General features: G+C 61.8%; 16 protein-coding genes and 1 tRNA gene. 11 read left to right on the top strand and 6 right to left on the bottom strand.

What is annotated here, in order from left to right; genetic code table 11:
- The coding region (gene arsJ / locus AAC126_RS11330; RefSeq protein ID WP_339853400.1) for an organoarsenical effux MFS transporter ArsJ at positions 1 to 1,079 on the top strand (1,079 nt) is incomplete at its 5' end.
- A gap of 11 nt (positions 1,080 to 1,090) precedes the next feature.
- Here the strand turns inward: arsJ and AAC126_RS11325 are convergent.
- Complete coding sequence (locus tag AAC126_RS11325) at positions 1,091 to 2,137, bottom strand: methyl-accepting chemotaxis protein (RefSeq protein ID WP_339853398.1); 1,047 nt, start codon at positions 2,135 to 2,137, stop codon at positions 1,091 to 1,093.
- Positions 2,138 to 2,316: 179 nt separating this feature from the next.
- Here AAC126_RS11325 and AAC126_RS11320 point away from each other — a divergent pair, with 179 nt between their 5' ends.
- From AAC126_RS11320 to AAC126_RS11290, 7 genes are all read left to right on the top strand, one after another.
- Positions 2,317 to 3,246 (top strand): DMT family transporter, encoded by a 930-nt coding sequence (locus AAC126_RS11320; RefSeq protein WP_339853396.1) that lies wholly within the window; start codon positions 2,317 to 2,319, stop codon positions 3,244 to 3,246.
- A 63-nt stretch (positions 3,247 to 3,309) separates the two neighbouring features.
- A complete protein-coding gene (locus AAC126_RS11315; protein ID WP_339853394.1) occupies positions 3,310 to 3,630 on the top strand; it encodes a hypothetical protein in 321 nt (106 codons plus the stop codon).
- Positions 3,631 to 3,760: 130 nt separating this feature from the next.
- Positions 3,761 to 4,951, top strand: coding sequence for a thiolase family protein (locus AAC126_RS11310; protein WP_339853392.1), 1,191 nt, complete (start codon positions 3,761 to 3,763; stop codon positions 4,949 to 4,951).
- Positions 4,952 to 4,966: 15 nt separating this feature from the next.
- Entirely contained in the window at positions 4,967 to 5,719 is a 753-nt protein-coding gene (locus AAC126_RS11305; protein WP_339853390.1) for a glucose 1-dehydrogenase, read from the top strand.
- Between the two features lie 93 nt (positions 5,720 to 5,812).
- A complete protein-coding gene (locus AAC126_RS11300) occupies positions 5,813 to 6,688 on the top strand; it encodes a 3-hydroxyacyl-CoA dehydrogenase family protein (protein ID WP_339853388.1) in 876 nt (291 codons plus the stop codon).
- A gap of 100 nt (positions 6,689 to 6,788) precedes the next feature.
- Positions 6,789 to 6,992, top strand: coding sequence for a hypothetical protein (locus AAC126_RS11295; RefSeq protein ID WP_339853386.1), 204 nt, complete (start codon positions 6,789 to 6,791; stop codon positions 6,990 to 6,992).
- 81 nt (positions 6,993 to 7,073) lie between these two features.
- A complete protein-coding gene (locus AAC126_RS11290; RefSeq protein WP_339853384.1) occupies positions 7,074 to 8,885 on the top strand; it encodes an isocitrate dehydrogenase kinase/phosphatase AceK regulatory subunit in 1,812 nt (603 codons plus the stop codon).
- 32 nt (positions 8,886 to 8,917) lie between these two features.
- On the opposite strand, the gene AAC126_RS11285 is transcribed toward AAC126_RS11290, so the two are convergent.
- Together AAC126_RS11285 and AAC126_RS11280 are read right to left on the bottom strand one after the other, a co-directional pair.
- Positions 8,918 to 9,427 carry a response regulator gene (locus tag AAC126_RS11285; RefSeq protein WP_339853382.1) on the bottom strand — a complete coding sequence of 170 codons (510 nt, stop codon included), beginning with the start codon at positions 9,425 to 9,427 and terminating at the stop codon, positions 8,918 to 8,920.
- Between the two features lie 151 nt (positions 9,428 to 9,578).
- Positions 9,579 to 9,655: transfer RNA gene (locus AAC126_RS11280), tRNA-Arg, on the bottom strand.
- Between the two features lie 502 nt (positions 9,656 to 10,157).
- Between AAC126_RS11280 and AAC126_RS11275 the strand changes: the two genes are divergently transcribed.
- From AAC126_RS11275 to gpt, 3 genes are all read left to right on the top strand, one after another.
- Positions 10,158 to 11,207: a hypothetical protein gene (locus AAC126_RS11275; RefSeq protein WP_339853380.1), complete on the top strand. Its 1,050-nt coding sequence runs from the start codon at positions 10,158 to 10,160 to the stop codon at positions 11,205 to 11,207.
- A 161-nt stretch (positions 11,208 to 11,368) separates the two neighbouring features.
- Positions 11,369 to 11,791, top strand: a complete 423-nt coding sequence (locus AAC126_RS11270; RefSeq protein WP_339853378.1) for a DUF4864 domain-containing protein — start codon at positions 11,369 to 11,371, stop codon at positions 11,789 to 11,791.
- Between the two features lie 99 nt (positions 11,792 to 11,890).
- Entirely contained in the window at positions 11,891 to 12,397 is a 507-nt protein-coding gene (gene gpt, locus AAC126_RS11265) for a xanthine phosphoribosyltransferase (protein WP_339853376.1), read from the top strand.
- 12 nt (positions 12,398 to 12,409) lie between these two features.
- Here the strand turns inward: gpt and AAC126_RS11260 are convergent, their stop codons facing one another.
- The 3 genes from AAC126_RS11260 to AAC126_RS11250 form a co-directional block, all read right to left on the bottom strand.
- Positions 12,410 to 13,138: a helix-turn-helix domain-containing protein gene (locus AAC126_RS11260; RefSeq protein ID WP_339853374.1), complete on the bottom strand. Its 729-nt coding sequence runs from the start codon at positions 13,136 to 13,138 to the stop codon at positions 12,410 to 12,412.
- A gap of 148 nt (positions 13,139 to 13,286) precedes the next feature.
- Entirely contained in the window at positions 13,287 to 14,666 is a 1,380-nt protein-coding gene (locus tag AAC126_RS11255) for a HAMP domain-containing sensor histidine kinase (RefSeq protein WP_339853371.1), read from the bottom strand.
- 36 nt (positions 14,667 to 14,702) lie between these two features.
- The gene (locus AAC126_RS11250) at positions 14,703 to 16,160 is read right to left on the bottom strand and encodes an FAD-dependent oxidoreductase (protein WP_339853368.1); all 1,458 of its coding nucleotides are present in this window, start codon (positions 16,158 to 16,160) and stop codon (positions 14,703 to 14,705) included.
- Positions 16,161 to 16,254: the final 94 nt, after the last annotated feature.

Here is a 16,254-nt window from a genome sequence, read left to right as displayed (position 1 = left end):
TCCTTGGCGGCTGGATCGGCGCGCGCTTCGGGTTGCGGATCACGCTTTTTGCCGGGCTGGCAGTGCAGATCGCGGCGCTGCTCATGCTCTCGGCCACGAACCCGGCCTGGACGGCGTTTTTCTCCGTTGGCTACGTGATGGTGGCGCAGGCACTTTCCGGTGTGGCCAAGGACCTCACCAAGATGAGCTCCAAATCCGCTGTGAAGCTGGTGGTGGCGTCGGACGAAGCCGGATTGCTGTTCCGCTGGGTGGCGGTGCTGACCGGCTCGAAGAACGCGCTGAAGGGCGTCGGCTTTCTGCTTGGCGGGGTGATGCTGGAAGGGCTCGGCTTCACCCATGCGCTTTATGCCATGGCGGGAATGCTGGCCGTTGTCCTCGCCGTTGCTCTCCTCACCATCAAGGCGGATCTCGGCCGGGCAAAATCGAAGATCGTCAAACGGGATCTGTTCGCCAAGACGCGGGAGATCAATTTCCTCTCCGCCGCCAGGATCTTCCTGTTCGCCTCGCGCGATGTCTGGTTCGTCGTCGGCGTGCCGGTTTTTCTCTATGACCAGCTTGGCTGGTCCTTCGACCGGGTCGGTCTGTTCATGGCGGTCTGGGTGGTTGGCTATGGCATCGTGCAGGCGCTGGTGCCCCGGTTTCTGCACCGGACACGGGATGCCGGAGCGGCAGCGCGCGGTGCGGTGCTCTGGGGGTCCGTCCTGGCGCTGCTTCCGGCCCTGATCGCGGCCGGGCTGACCCCGCAATGGATGCCCGTTAGGTTCGGCACCGGCGATGCGCCCGCGATCATTCTGGTCGGCGGCTTGCTTCTGTTCGGCGTGGTGTTCGCCGTCAATTCGGCGCTGCATTCCTATCTGATCGTGGCTTACTCGGACGCGGACAAGGTGGCGCTGAATGTCGGCTTCTATTACATGGCGAACGCTGTCGGCCGGTTCGCCGGGACGCTTCTGTCCGGGCTGGTCTACCAGCTTGCCGGGCTGACGGCGACGCTCTGGGTCTCCGCCGCCATGGTGTTGCTGGCTGTCATGTTGACGCTGCCGTTAGGTGGCGGCAGGCGGGCTGTTTCGCAATCGGGATAACGGCCTGATCGTCAGGTGCTGGGTTGCTGGATCACGCAGCCGTACCAGCCGAGGCCTTCATATGTCTCGTAACCGGGCGTCTTGTGGAAGCCGACGACGGCGCCGTTGGGCAGGGTGTAATGACCGCTATCCTGGCCCCCGGTCTTCAGGTCGAACCGTTCGCTCAGGATGCCTTCCCGGTCGGAGGCGGCGATGATGCGGAAATCCGCATCCAGCAGCATGGCCCGGGAGCGGGCGGCTTCGGCTTTCTCGAAGCGGACTCCCTCGACGATGGTCTGTGCCTGCGGCTCCCATTCGAAGTGAATGCCCAGAACGCCGAGCACGGCGCCGGTGCTCTCGCCGCCTTCCCGGATCGCGGCTGCATAGGTCGCGGTCGGCTGGCCGCCGAGTTCCGCGCTCGTGGTGATGTCGGCGACCGAATATTCGTCCCCGTCGCGGGTCGCCATGGCATCGCGGAACCAGCCGGCATTGGAAACCGAATGGCCGGTAACGCTGTAGCGGTCTGGCCTGCCATTAGCGATGACGGTCCCTTTCGCGTCGCAGATCCAGAGATCGATATAGACGGTGTAGGCCGAGAGGATCACGCCCAGCCGTTTGGAGGCGTAGGCGGCGGCTTCTTCGGACGGTGCCGCGAGACAGTCGACAATGGCGCTGTCCGTCGCCCACCAGCGCACGTCGCAGGTCCGCTCGAACAGGTTCCGGTCGATCAGCTCGACCGCGTTCAGTGACAGATCGACAAGCCGCTGGCCCTTGAGCTGATCGACGATCGAGCGCCCGATGGTTTCCAGCAATTCGGCTTTTCCGGAAAGCTCCGTCTTCAGGGCGTCGGCGATCTGCTCGATCTCGGCGGAAACGCCCTTGACCTCATCGGCGACAACCGCGAAGCCGCGCCCCAGCTCGCCCACCCGCGCGCTCTCGATCAGGGCGTTCAGGGCCAGCATCTTGGTCCGGCCAGTGATGGCCTGGATTTCGGAAATCTTGGTTTCGGCCGTGTTCCGGACATCGGCTGTGAGTGTGACGATCTGTTCCGGGTCGGTGGTGGCGTCAGACGAACTCATAAGAATGCTTCCAGGATGCAGGGCGGCAGGAGAGCCTTGGAGGTAGCAAGTCGCGAGTGTGCATGTTTTCTAAGCAGAAAGCCTAAATGCTTAATTAATGATCAAGTTGTCAATTCGGCATTGCAGGCAGGCGACTGATACGAGACTGTTTGCGACATCTTATGCGGGCGGAATTATTGATGGCACTCTGGCATAAATATTCATCCATTGCATATCTTGCGGTGTTCATCGGCGTCCTCGGACATGCATCGACGGAGTTTTTCGCTGTTCTGTCAGGTGTTTCCGGCCCGGAGCTTTCTGTCTGGCGGTTTTTGCTCGGTGGTGCCGGGCTTGTGCTGCTTTCACTGCTGATGCCGGGAACGCGTGATTTGGTCGCACCGTTCAGGACGCATGGATGGAAGCTGCTTTTCCTCTCCCTGCTTGGTGTGACGATCGGATATCTCGTCTTTCACTGGTCACTCGATTTCGCGTCGGTGCCGCAGGTGGCAACTCTGGTGACGACGATCCCGATCTTCGTTGCCATCAGTAACCTTCTGATCAACAAGGCACCGATCACCCGGGGCAAGATCGCCAGCGGGCTCTGTGCGGTCGCCGGGATTGCGCTGCTGATCACGGACGGCTATGTCGCCTCGCTCGCCGGCTCCGGCGACAGCCTGCTCGGGATCTTTCTCGCCACCGCCTGCGCGGCCGCCGTTGCCGCTTATTCCGTGCTGGTCCGGCCGATCATCACGATTTATGGCGCGTTGCGGATTACCGCCATCACCATGATGCTCGGCGGTATCGGGTTGTGGCTGGTGGTGGGCCTGTTCTTCGGCGTCTGGGCCGCGCCCTCCCGGTTGTCCGGGCTGGAAACACCGGCCCTTGCCGCGCTGTTGGTCATTGCTTTCTGGAACACCACAATCACGCAGTTCCTCTGGATCGGGGGACTTGCGGCGGTGCCGGATATCACGCGCGGCAGCTATCTGTTTTTCCTGAAGCCGGTGATCGCGGCCCTGCTGGCGGTGCTGGTGCTCGGACAGGATCTGTCGGCGACGCAAATCCTTGCGATCATCGTTATCACCGGCTCGGTGCTTGGCGAACTGCTGCTGGACCGGAAACCCGAAGACTGACTTGACCCGCGGAATTTATGATCACATTGTATTGGGAACAAATCATGAACAATGAGGTGTGAAATGCTGCGGGCATTAATGGAGCGGTTCGAACGCGCATCCGGTGATTATGCGCGCGGTTTCGGAATCGAACGCGATCAGGACTGGTTCATCCTGAAGCTGCAGGAAGAGCTTGGCGAGCTGACGCAAGTCTGGAACCGCTATACCGGCAGAGGCCGGACCGGAGAGCAGAGTAACGAGGATCTGCACAAGGCGCTGGAAGACGAGACCGCCGACCTGCTCGGTCATGTCCTGTTGCTGGCGCACCGGTACGAGCTTGATCTGGAGGAGGCGGTGCGGCGGAAATGGCGTTTTCAACTGCCGTCGTCAGACAGCACGCACTGACGACGGACGGCTGCCAGCTCTCCGGTTCTCCAAATCCGGCTTGCGCCACCGCCTCCCTTCGGGCCAGAGTTCCGGCGCCGAATAACAAACAAGAAGCATCGCGAAGACAGGTGCAGGGGAGTGATGGATCATGGCCCAGGAGATCGTTCTGGCGGGCGGCAAGCGCACGCCTTTCGGGGATTTCGGCAAGTCGCTGAAGGATATTCCGCTGACGGCATTGGCCACTCACGCGGCGAAAGCCTGTGTCGAGGATGCCGAGATCCTGCCGGAGGATATCGATCATCTGGTCTGGGGCAATGTGCTGCCGGTCGATCCGGACGGCTATTACACCGGCCGGGCCGCCGCGCTCAATATCGGCATGAAGGAAGAGAGCTGCGCCATGCAGGTGAACCGGGCCTGCGGCTCCGGCACCCAGGCGATCCTGACTGCCGCCCAGCAGATCATGACCGGCCATGGCAAGATCGCGCTTGCCGGTGGCGGCGAGAATTTCTCCCGTGCGCCCTTCGCCAACCAGAAGATGCGCTGGGGCGCCATCCGCGGCGCGCAGAGCTTCGAGGACACCATGGAATCCGTCTATAGCGATCCGTTCGGGCACGGCCTGATGGGAGCGACGGCGGAGAATCTTTCCGAGGATTTCCAGTATCGCCGGGAGGACATGGATGCCTGGGGCCTGATGAGCCAGCAGCGCGCGGGCAAGGCAATTGCGACCGGCTTCCTGGCCCGTCAGATCGCGCCGATCGAGGTGCCGGAGGGCCGCAAGGGCACCCGGTTGATGAGCGAGGACGAATTCCCGCGCCCGGAGATCACGCTGGAAAAGCTGGCGACCCTGAAGCCGGTCTTCCGCAAGGGCGGGCAGGTGACGCCGGGCAATTCCAGCGGGGTGACGGACGGTGCCGCCTTCGTTCTGGTCGGTGACCGGGCGGCGCTTGAAGCGAAGGGCATCGAGCCGGTGGCCCGGATTGTCGACTGGACCATTGTCGGCGTCTCCCCAAGGATCATGGGCTGCGGCCCGGTGCCGGCGATCCGCGCACTCTGGGAGAAGCGCGGCATGAAGGCATCCGACATCGATTATTACGAGATCAACGAGGCCTTCGCGGTGGTCAACCTGCATGCGGAGAAGGAACTCGGCATCGGCCGCGATGTGACGAATATCTATGGCGGCGGCATCTCCATCGGCCATCCGCCGGGAGCGACGGGCGTGCGCATGACGATCACTGCCATGCATCATCTTCAGGAATCAGGCCAGCGTTATGCCTGTATTTCCATGTGCATGGGCGCGGGCCAGGGTATGGCCGTGCTGATCGAAAATCTCGCTGTCTGATCCTGGAGCTTCCCGATGTCTTTTGATCTTACCGGCAAGGTGGCGCTGGTCACCGGCGCCAGCCAGGGCCTTGGCGCCCGTTTCGCGGAAACACTCGCGGCCAGCGGGGTGGCCGTAGCCGTGGCCGCGCGCCAGGTGGCGAAACTGGAGGATCTGGCGGAACGGATTCGCGGTGCCGGTGGCTCTGCCCATGCGGTGGCCATGGATGTCACCGACCCTGCTTCCGTCGCGGCGGCCATCGAGGATGCGGAGGCCGCGCTCGGCTCGCTCGATATACTGGTGAACAATGCCGGGATCGCGGTGCAGAAGCCGTTTCTGGAGATGAGCCCGGAGGATTACGATCAGGTTCTCGATACCAATCTGAAAGGCTGTTTCCTGGTTGCCCAAGCGGCGGCCCGGCGGATGAAGGAAAGCGGCGGCGGCTCGATCATCAATATCTCGTCGGTGCTCGGCACCGAAGTGATCGGCGCGCTCTCGACCTATTGCGCCTCCAAGGGCGGGCTGTTGCAGCTCAACCGGGCCATGGCGTTGGAACTGAGCCGTTACGGCATCCGGGTGAACGCCATCGCGCCCGGCTATATAGAGACGCCGATCAACAGTGATTTTTTCAAAACCGAACCCGGTCAGAAAATGGTGAAGACGATCCCGCAGCGGCGTCTCGGCCAGCCGGACGATCTGGACGGCGCGCTGTTGCTGCTGGCGTCCGATCAGGGGGCTTATATGACCGGATCGCTCATTACCGTCGATGGCGGGTTCGTGTTGCGTTGAGCCAAAACGGCCGCACGGCTTGAACCGGGGCGGGGAAGCCTATACGAAATCCGGCTACGAATTTCAGATACCAGTCCGTTCGAGGAGGATGGGATGTCAGTGAACAAAATCGGCGTGATCGGCGCCGGGATGATGGGCTCCGAAATCGCCCTGGTCTTCGCCATGGCAGGCAAGAGCGTTGTCATGATGGAGCCGGAGCAGGCGCGTCTGGACAAGGCGATGGCCGGTCTTCAGAAGACGCTGGAATCCGGTGTGGCCCGGAAGTTCTGGGCGGAAGAGGACATGGCGACGGCGCTGTCGAACATTTCCGCCGCGACGGACGTCTCCGGTTTCGGCGACCGCGATCTGGTGATCGAGGCCGTGTTCGAGGACGAGAAGGTGAAGGCCGACGTCTACAAGCAGCTGGACGCAGTCTGCAAGGACGACGCGATCATCGCGTCGAACACCTCCAGCATCTCGATCACCGTGCTGGCTTCCTACTTCTCCGAAAAGCGCCAGTCCCGTTTTCTCGGCCTGCATTTCTTCTCCCCGGTCAGCCGGATGAAGCTGGTCGAGGTGATCCGGGGCATGGACACGGACGATGACGTGATCGCCGCCGCCCGCGAGGTCTGCATCGCGGCGGGCAAGACCCCGATCGACGTGAAGGACGTGGTCGGCTTTGCCGTCAACCGCATCCTTTTCGCCATGTGGGACGAGGTGCTGCGGCTCGCCGAGGAAGGCGCCTGCACGCCGGAAGATATCGATATCGGCTGTAAGCTCGGTCTTGGCCATCCGGTCGGCCCGTTCGAGCTGATGGACAATATCTCCAACACGCTGAACCTGCAGGTCGCCGAGATCCTGCACGAAGCCTATGGCGAGCGCTTCAACCCGCGCCCGATCCTGCGTCAGATGGTGAAGGCTGGCCGTGCCGGGCGCCGCGCTGGCCGGGGCTGGTACCGCTACGATGAAAAAGGCAAGCGGGTCGCCTGATCGCGTAAAACATTCACGATTGCTGACGGGCGGCCATATGGCCGCCCGTTTTTCGTTCTGGTATGATCTCTGCGGGCGGATCGAGTTGGAGAATCGGGCTATGGCTGCGCGTACCATGGTGACTGGCGCGGCGCTGGTTCTGGCTTTGGGGCTGGCCGGCTGTTCGACGATCGACTGGACCGGCGCCGGACGGAAGAGTGCGGCAGCGTTCTGTGAGAGCCAGAAGAATTGCCAGAATGTTTGCCCCGATGGGTCGGAAACCGGGGTCAAGGTGCCGCGCTGCAATTACCGGGCGGCGAACTGACGGACTTCCAGCGGACGGGAAAACCCCTTTCTACGCCACCGCTCCCGGCCCATGATCTGAAAAAGGTCAGCAGGAGGGGGCGTGACGGTGCAATCGATCCGGCGTGGCGAGACAACACTGAGAACGCCGAACATCACGGCGGCGGCCCAGGAAGAGCTTGAGGCAGCCGGCAGTGACGCGGAACGGATCGAATCCGTCGCATCCCTGATCCACGGCGCCTTCACCGATTATTACGGCCGCTTCCGCTCCATCGCGACCCTTGCCAAGACGGCTTTCGAGGCGCGGGACTGGCCGGCGTCCCTTGCGCTGAGCCAGGAGCGGCTCGGCATTTATGGGGCGACAGTGAATGCGCTGGTGCCGGTGATCCTGCTGCATTGCCCGGATGTGCAGGGCAAGGATGCCTTCTGGGCGGAGGTGGAAGACCAGTATCTGCCTCTGATCGACGGGCTCTATCATGCCGACCTCGCCTATGCGTTTCTGAATTCGGTACGCCGTCAGGTGCATGCGGACATGTGGCGCGCCTCGACCTATTCCAGCGCCCGCGCCCGGGACGAGGAAACGGCGCCGCACCCTGTTGTCACGCGACTGTTCGATATCGAAAATCCGCTCGGCGGGGCGCAATTGCATCCGGTCCTGACGCTGGCCGGGTTTTCCCGCGCCTGGCGCGATCTCGCAGCGGATGCCGATGCTGTCGCGGCGCGTATCCGGGAGACCGTGCCGGAGGCTGACCGGATCACCGGGATCGAGATGGCCGATGCCGGGTTCTACCGGAACCGGGGCGCCTATCTCGTTGGCCGTGTGTTGCGGGAGGGACTCGATCCGGTGCCGCTTGGTATCGCGCTGCTGAACGAGACCGATGGCATTCTGGTCGATGCGGTCATTCTCGGCTCGGACGACCTGCAATATGTCTTCAGCTCGACGCTGGCGAATTTCCACGTCACCTCGGAGCATTATCACGAGATGGCGGCCTTTCTGTTCGCCCTGATGCCGGACCGGCCGCATGGCCTGCAATATTCCACCATCGGCTATAATCATATCGGCAAGGTCGCCGTGATCAGGCAGATCGAGCGGGAATTGCGGGCGACGGGAGAGACGCTGGATTATGCCGTCGGCTCCCGGGGGACTGTTGCCATCGGATTCTCGGCCCCGTCCCTCGGCTATGTCGCCAAGGTGATCCGGGATCATCCGACGGCGGGCTACAAGTGGGGGGTGTTTCCGGGCGTCCAGTCCGTGCTGCAGAAATACAGCCGGGTGCACGAGATCAACCGGGCCGGCTCCATGCTGGACAATATTATCTATTACAATGTCACCCTGCCGGCGGATTACTTCACCGACACATTGCGTCAGGAGATCCTGGAGGCGGCGGGCGACAATGTGATCCAGACCGGAGCGGGGCTGCTGTTCCGCCACCTGATCGTGCAGATCAAGATGATCCCCTTTCCGGTGTTTCTCGAACAGGCATCGGAGGAAGAGGCGGAAGTTGCGATTCTCAATCTCGGGCAATGCATCACCAACAATGCCGCCGCCAATATCTTCAACAAGGATCTGGATGGCCGGAATTACGGGATCAGCGGTATCCGCAAGGTCTATCTCTTCGATTATGACGCCATCGAGGATCTGACGGACGTGAAGGTACGGACCAATCAGGACCGGTTCGACGGCGAGGAGGATATTCCGGACTGGTTCTTCGAGGAGGGCGTGATCTTCCTGCCGGAGGAGCTGGAAACGCATCTCAGGATCGAGAACCGTCGTCTCCGGCGTGTTTTCCGGGAAGCGCATGGCGATCTGTTGACGCTGGAATACTGGACGGACATGCAGGACCGTCTGAACCGGGGCCAGGTGCCAAGGCTGACACCCTATCGCGAGGAATGCCGCCTATCCCCGGAAACATGATGGGGTGAGCGTGATGGAGAAAACGTGACGGGTTACCAGCGGTAATCGTCGTCCCGCTTATATTTACCGCCACTTGGAAGTTTGTCCTGCCGCCGGCGGTCCGGTCCGGCATAATCGTCCGACTTCACGAACGGGCGGGCGTCGGAAAGCACGGTCATGATTGTCCGCTGCAAATTCTTGAAGTCGACCGGCTTGGCGACAAAAGCACTCGCGCCATAATCCCGGGCCCTGAGGACAGCTTCCTTGCTGGCATGCTGGGTAACGAGAATAACCGGGACGTAGGGATTCGTGACGTTCGGATCGCGGCGTATGTGATGCAGGATGTCCCACCCGTTCATCGGCTGCATCTCAAGATCCGTTACGACGAGATCATAATGCCGCCGGGTCAGGTCCTTCAGGGCCGCCTCGCCATTCTCGCGTTCGGTGACATCGTCAAAGAGAAGATGCTCCATGAAGGTTCGCATCAACATCCGCGTCGGCGGGTCATCTTCCACGATCATCACCCGAAGGGCGCGCAGATCTTCTTTTGAAAGCTTTGTCATAATCTCTCGTTCAAGCTTGCGGGCAGCCTGTACCCAATATAGGGACGCAGAGATTAATATTCAGTTTGTTTAAGGCTTATCGCTGCGGCGGCCCCGCTTCGGGGACGCTTGGAGGCAGGCATACAGGGAAATTCAAAGGGGGGATGTTAGTTGGTGCGCCCGGGAAGATTCGAACTCCCGACCTCTTGATTCGTAGTCAAGCACTCTATCCAACTGAGCTACGGGCGCCCCTTGAAAGCATGTCGCTCCCGAAGGAGGCCGGAACATACTCAAGCCGATTTGGAAACGCAAGCGCTTATCTTACGGAATCGTCTGGCAAAACAACTTGTAGGCCCGATTGGCATTGGTTACTATCCCTACGAATTTCGCGGCTTGCGGCTACCATCAGTGGGGGACTGCGTCGGCAAGCTTATTCCATCGTCTTTTCCCGTACCGGTCGGGGGTGGACGAAGGCGGGGACTCCTACCCGAAAGGGCGGATCGCCGAGGCTCATTGCTAGGGGGGTCGGCATTGGTCGGTCGCACGGATCTACCTGAAACCGCAGCAAACATAACACCTATTTACAAGGTGACAGCGTCCTATGGTTCTTAATCGCTCGTCGCTCGTTGTCCTGGGCGCAATGGTTCTCCTTTTGGGGGGCTGTTCTTTCTCATCAGACGCTTTGTGGCCGAGCCTTTCCGGCGAAGATCCTGCCGGTTCCGCTCAAACATCGGGGCAAACGCCCAGTCAGGTGGCCATCCAGCCGTCTGCTGGCGAGACCTCCGGTCAGCCGCTTAGTGCCAGCGCACAGCAGCCGCTTAGTCTGAATTCCACGAATTTCGAGGTGCAGCCACCCCGACCGGGAGCCGCTACAGGCACCTTTGTCGGCAACAAGGTGGTCCAGCTCCGAGACGATCTGCGTCGCTTGCAGGAGTCCATCAGGTCTCATAACGGCGATTTGCAGAACGTACGGCAGCGGACGATCGGCAATGCGCAGACCTATCATCAGTCGGTTGCGACGATTCGCTCCCGCCTGCAGGTCGGCACGACGCCGGGTAATCCGATGCTGGTTTCCTCGTGGAACGAATCGCAACGCTTGCTTGAGCAGGTGAACGCCGACATTGGCGATATGAACGACCTTTCGAACAGGGTCGCTGCCGATGCCGCGCTGTCCACATACCTGCTCGACGCAACACGGGCTGCCTTCGGGCTCTCCGGCGCGGTTGATGAAGATCACCGGCAGCTTGAGGTGCTTGAAGACGACGTCAACCGGACAGTGGTTCTGGTCGATCGTTTGCTGACCGAGCTGAGCGACGATATCCGCCGCCAGAGCCGGTATGTCGCGACCGAGCGGAACGATCTGAACACCTTGGCCCTCGCCATCAAGAACGGTGAGTTCTTCGGCTCCAGCCTTGCCTCCCGGACCTACGGGATGGGCGGTGCCACGGCAACGGCGACACCGATGGCGCAGACCCGTGGTCTGAACTCCGCCTCCGGTTCCCGGCGGCCTCTTGTGGTGATTCGCTTCGACCGGAGCAATGTGAACTATCAGCAGGCGCTTTATACTGCTGTCAGTCGCGCTCTGGAGCGGCGCCCCGATGCGTCCTTCGACCTTGTGGCGGTTTCCCCGTCCGGCGGCTCGTCCGCACAGGCTGCGCTCGATACCAGCAAGGCGCGGAAGAATGCACAGGATGTTCTTCGTGCGCTGACCGATATGGGCTTGCCGCCCAGCCGGGTGGCTTTGTCGGCGACCACGGCCGGCGATACGTCGAGCAACGAGGTTCGTCTGTTCGTTCGCTAAAGACAGAGACAGAGATAGAAAAAGCGCCGTCCGGTCTCCGGGCGGCGCTTTTTTCATGCGCGAAACCTGCCCTCCCGGAGCGATGCGCCGTGCGCCTGATTGATCTGGGCTGCCCGTGAGAGCGTAGAGAGTGCGTGATCATGCGGAAAAGGAGCCAGCTCATGCGGTCCTTCGTTTTTTGCCTCTTCTTGCTTGCCGCCTTGTTTGTGTCAAAGCCTGTCCAGGCCGGTGATCCGGTATCCGGTGAGGATATTCGCGATACCATCAATCAGCAGCTGAACGCCTTCCAGCGTGATGACTGGGCCGGGGCCTTCTCCTATGCCAGTCCGGCGCTTCAGACAATTTTCGGATCGCCCGACCGGTTCCGGGACATGGTGCTGGGCGGGTACCGCGCGGTCTACAGACCCAAACAGGTGACGTTCCGTGATCTTGATGCCTCCGGACTCCGGCCGGTGCAGATCGTTTTTTTCATCGGACCGGACGGGCTGGCCTATCTGGCTGCCTACGAGATGGAACGGCAGGCTGACGGGAGTTGGCGGATTGCCAGTGTGCAACTGATCCAGGCCGAAGCGAAATCCGCCTAGAAGTACCGGTAGCGGCGCGATTATGGCATTCAGCGTTGCGGAATTTCGCCGGCCGGGCTATGTCGCCACATCTTTTTGCGACATTGATGGATGTAGGCCATGCCAAGTGACGATCAGGCTGCTTTCAACAAGTCTTTCCCGGTCAGCTGGGAAGAGCTTCACCGGACGGCAAAAGCCCTGGCATGGCGGCTGACGGAAGTCGGCCCGTTCGAGGGGATCGTGGCGATCACGCGTGGCGGGCTCGTCCCTGCCGCCGTCGTGGCCCGTGAGCTGAACATCCGGATCATCGACACGGTCAGTGTCGCCTCCTACGGGGTCGACGGCTCCGACAAGGAACGCGGCACGATCAAAATGATGAAGAATTGCGATATCGCGGGTGACGGTACCGGCTGGCTGATCGTCGATGATCTTGTCGATACCGGGGAAACGGCGAAGGCAGTCCGGGCAATGCTGCCGAAGGCGCATTTCGCCACTGTTTATGCCAAGCCGGCCGGCCGCCCGCTGGTCGATACCTTCGTGACCGAGGTCAGCCAGGATACCTGGATTCATTTCCCGTGGGATCTGGAGCCGCGCCCGGTCGAGCCGATTTCCTCGCTCCGTCGCTAGAGGGTTGGGCCGCTAAAGCGCCTCGGCCAGCTCGTCGAGCAGCTCTTCATCCTCGATCCGGATGCGGGAGCCATGCTCGACCGTGATCAGCTTCTTGTTCTTCAGTTGGGTAATCGTCCGGCTGACCGTCTCCGTGGTCAGGCCGAGATAATCCGCGATGTCCGTGCGCGTCATGGGGACGGCAATCGGGTTCGCAGGTAAATGACGCTTTACCTGACGGGCGGCGAGGCCGCGGAAGAAGGAGGCAACGCGCTCCGCTGCGGTCTTCCGGCCAAGCAGCACGATCTGCTCCTGCATCAGGCCTAGTTCCTCGGAAGCGCGGGCGAAAAGCCGATGTTCGAGTGTTGGGATTTCCTCCAGCAGGGCTTCAAGCTGGGTGCGCGGAAACCGGCAGAGCGTCGCGGGCGTTATGGCTTCAGCGCTGAAGCCATAGGCATCGCGGTGGGATACACCGAGAAAATCACCGGGAAAGAGAAAGCCGGTTACAGAACGGCGGCCATCCGCGAGCAGTTTGTAAAGCCGGACCGTGCCTGCCGTCAGCGTATAGACGTAATCGGCCGGCTCTCCCTCATCCACGATCGGATCGCCGGAAGCCAGCTCGACCGAGGACAGGATGGCGGTCAGCCGTTGCACTTCATCCGCGCGAAGAGCGCCGCAGATCGCGAGATCGCGAATATCGCAATCATCGCAAGGCGAGGGAGCCACTGCGGTTGCGCTATTCTCTCCCGAAATGCTTTGCATCCGATGCTCCGGTCCGCGCCTGTCGAGGGATCTTTATCGGTCCCAATGGCCATGCCTGACCCCACACTACCGTTTTCGGCCGCGCGGTGGAAGCCGCTCGGCGTGCGTTATTATGCTGCATCAGGCTGTGCAGGCGGTCGGCACTTGATCATCCGGTGGCCGGACACGGCAATTCAAGTCTGAAACTGCTGCCCGCCGCTCCGGTGTTGGCCAGGAAAAGCGCTCCGCCATGCGCTCGCGCGATATCGCGGGCAATGGCGAGCCCGAGCCCGGACCCCCCGCCATTGCCGGAGAGCTGGAAGGGCAAAAACAGTTTCTCCCGGATGGGGTCCGGGATGCCGGGGCCGTCATCCTGGAACAGAAGCGCCAGCGTTCCGTCATCATAGTCAAACCCGATATGGAAGCGGCTTGCCCCGGCCCGGGATGCGTTCGAGGCGAGATTGGCGAAAATTCGGTAAATCTGGTCGGGATCGACCGATACGAGCACTCGGGGGGGCGCGTCGAGCTCTATGGCCAGATGGCCTTCCGCCGCCGAATTGCTCAGTTCCGGAACGATGTCGTCCAGCAGGGCCTGCAGGGTCATCCTCTCGGTCATGAGCGGGACAGATTCTTGCGTGAAATTCAGGGTGTCCGAGCAGAGTTTGACGGCCCGGTCGATGGTTCTGAGAAAGGGCGGCACCGCTTTGCGGACGAAGGGATCGGAGCTTTCGGCGAAGCGGTCGGAAACCAGGGTTGCCGTTGCCAGCATGTTGCGCAGATCGTGGTTGATCTTGTTCACCGCCGTGCCGAGCGTCGCAAGCCGCATATTCTGCCGCAGTGCCCGGCGGACGCCCTGCTTCATGCCCGCGAGCTCGCGGACCGCGATGCCGATTTCGTCCCGTCTGTCAGAGGCGGGCAGATCGGATGTCGGGTCTTCCGGGCGTTGCCGGAAGGCGATCATGCTGCTGGTGATGCGTTGCATGGGAAGCACCATCAGCCAGCGCAGGGAAAGAAAGACAAGGGCTGCGGTAAAGAGCGAGATCACCACCGAGAGCGTCAGGATGCGCCAGGAAAAATCCAGCATTTCCATATGCATGGGCCGCTCGTCGATGACCATGGTGACGAAGATGTCCGGGTCCCGAGGTGACTGGCCATGCAGCCGGATGACCCGGTTGCGGGTTTGCACCAGGGTTTCGAATGCATCGAGGATCAGGGTGAGAACGCCGGTGCTTCTGAGGTCGACGGCAATATGCGGCTCCGGAACGTCGGTCCGGCGAAGCATCGGCATGAAATTGGAATCGTCATTGGCGATGATGCTGTAGGCGCCGACATGATCTAGAAGCTGGCGGGCCAGCATTTCGGTCACCATGCCGTCGGGCGCCGCCTTGACGGACAGGGCCGCGAGATGCCCCTCGGCCAGCTTCTCCTGCAGATAGCTCAACCGGTACCGCGAAATCGACGGCGTGTAGATCAGCACTTCCGCCACCATGATGAAAAACACCGTGAGCAACAGGAGCCGGAAAGAGAGACTGTTGGCAAAGCCCAGCATATACAAATGTCCGTCGACGTAACCCGCGGGGCAAGTTTACCCGAAGGCGGCGAGGAAGCGGACGATTTTGCGCATGCGCGGGCTGAAGAGTGTCTCCGTGAAGAAGGATCCGGCGGCACGCTTGCCGATTTCCCCGAGCGTCGGGTAGGCGACGATCGAGGAGGCAACGGCGCCGATCTTGATCTTCTGGGCGATCACCATGGCCCAGGTCTGGATCAGGTCTCCGGCCCCCTTGCCGACGATTGTCGCCCCCAGCACTTTGCCGTTCTTCAGCACCATGACCTTGATGAAGCCATTCGTGACGCGTTCTGCCCTGGCCCGGTCATTCTCCTGATAGGGCCATTTCAGCACCCGCAGTTTCTCGCCGTGCTGCGCGCGGGCTTCCCGTTCCAGCAGGCCGACCTGAGCGAACTCGGGGTCTGTGTAGGTGACGCGCGGCACGGCGCCGTGACCGGCCTTCGCCGGCAGGCGGAAGAGGGCGCTGCGGATCACGATGCTGGCGTGATACCCGGCGACATGGGTGAATTGCAGGCCACCTGCGACATCGCCGATGGCATAGACTTTCCGGTTGCTGGTCTTGAGCCCGGCATCAACCTCTATCCCGGCCCTGCCATGCTTGATCCCGGCGGCCTCCAGGCCGAGCCCGTTGATATTAGGGCTGCGGCCGGCGGCGATCAGAAGGTGGCTGCCTTCGATCTGCAGCTCTGTGCCGTCCTGCTCGACGGACAGCCGGACAGCTCCTCCGGAGCCGGCGGTCTCTTTCACCATGGCGCCTTCGAGAAGGGTGACGCCGATGTCGGTCAGATGCGCGCGCAGGACTTCAGCCGCTTCCTCGTCTTCATTACCGAGCAGGCGGGCGGCTTCGATCAGCGTAACATCCGCGCCGAGATTGCGGTGCGCTTCGGCCAGCTCGCAGCCGATCGGACCGCCGCCGACGATCAGCAGGTGATCCGGCCGCTCGATCAGATCGAAAATGCTCTCGTTGGTCAGATAGGGAGTGTTGTCGAGACCGGGGATGGGCGGGATCATGGCGCTGGAGCCGGTGGCGATCACGAAACGCCGGGCCTGAACCCGGAAGCCGCCCCCGCTGACCGTGCGGGCATCCGTGAAGCTGGCTTGCGCCTGGATCACCCGGACGCCAAGTTCCTCGAACCGTTCGACGGAATCATGCGGCTCGATACCGGCAATCACGTCCCGGACATGGTCGTGGACCTTGCTAAAATCGACCTCGGGCTCCGGCAGGGAGATCCCGAAGCGTCCGGCCGTGCGCGCCGTGGCGGCGGCATGGCCTGCCGCGAGCATGGCCTTGGAGGGGACGCATCCGTAGTTCAGGCAGTCGCCGCCCATCAGGCCGCGCTCGAACAGCACGACGGAGGCTCCCATCTGTACCGCACCGGCGGCGACGGACAGTCCGCCCGAGCCACCGCCGATGACGCAGATATCCGCCGATATTTCCTGTTCGGTATTTCTGGCGGCGGGAATGTTTGTCTTCATCGCTTTCGGCGCGCTCCTCGGCATTTGGTCCCGGAGCCACGGCCCGGGCGGTCAGCGCCCGAACCGTGACGGTATATCCAAGACACCTATGTCG

Origin of the sequence: uncultured Nisaea sp. (assembly GCF_963974195.1) — a bacterium.
Lineage (GTDB): Bacteria > Pseudomonadota > Alphaproteobacteria > Thalassobaculales > Thalassobaculaceae > Nisaea.
The sequence above is the reverse complement of the archived record's forward strand: the minus strand, read 5'-3'. Positions and strand labels throughout refer to the sequence as shown.

Bases quoted from the DNA above. Each gene is read 5' to 3' on its own strand.
- AAC126_RS11325 (WP_339853398.1), bottom strand. From the start codon at position 2,137: ATGAGTTCGTCTGACGCCACCACCGACCCGGAACAGATCGTCACACTC.
- AAC126_RS11320 (WP_339853396.1), top strand. From the start codon at position 2,317: ATGGCACTCTGGCATAAATATTCATCCATTGCATATCTTGCGGTGTTC.
- AAC126_RS11315 (WP_339853394.1), top strand. From the start codon at position 3,310: ATGCTGCGGGCATTAATGGAGCGGTTCGAACGCGCATCCGGTGATTAT.
- AAC126_RS11310 (WP_339853392.1), top strand. From the start codon at position 3,761: ATGGCCCAGGAGATCGTTCTGGCGGGCGGCAAGCGCACGCCTTTCGGG.
- AAC126_RS11305 (WP_339853390.1), top strand. From the start codon at position 4,967: ATGTCTTTTGATCTTACCGGCAAGGTGGCGCTGGTCACCGGCGCCAGC.
- AAC126_RS11300 (WP_339853388.1), top strand. From the start codon at position 5,813: ATGTCAGTGAACAAAATCGGCGTGATCGGCGCCGGGATGATGGGCTCC.
- AAC126_RS11295 (WP_339853386.1), top strand. From the start codon at position 6,789: ATGGCTGCGCGTACCATGGTGACTGGCGCGGCGCTGGTTCTGGCTTTG.
- AAC126_RS11285 (WP_339853382.1), bottom strand. From the start codon at position 9,427: ATGACAAAGCTTTCAAAAGAAGATCTGCGCGCCCTTCGGGTGATGATC.
- AAC126_RS11270 (WP_339853378.1), top strand. From the start codon at position 11,369: ATGCGGTCCTTCGTTTTTTGCCTCTTCTTGCTTGCCGCCTTGTTTGTG.
- gpt (WP_339853376.1), top strand. From the start codon at position 11,891: ATGCCAAGTGACGATCAGGCTGCTTTCAACAAGTCTTTCCCGGTCAGC.
- AAC126_RS11260 (WP_339853374.1), bottom strand. From the start codon at position 13,138: ATGCAAAGCATTTCGGGAGAGAATAGCGCAACCGCAGTGGCTCCCTCG.
- AAC126_RS11255 (WP_339853371.1), bottom strand. From the start codon at position 14,666: ATGCTGGGCTTTGCCAACAGTCTCTCTTTCCGGCTCCTGTTGCTCACG.
- AAC126_RS11250 (WP_339853368.1), bottom strand. From the start codon at position 16,160: ATGAAGACAAACATTCCCGCCGCCAGAAATACCGAACAGGAAATATCG.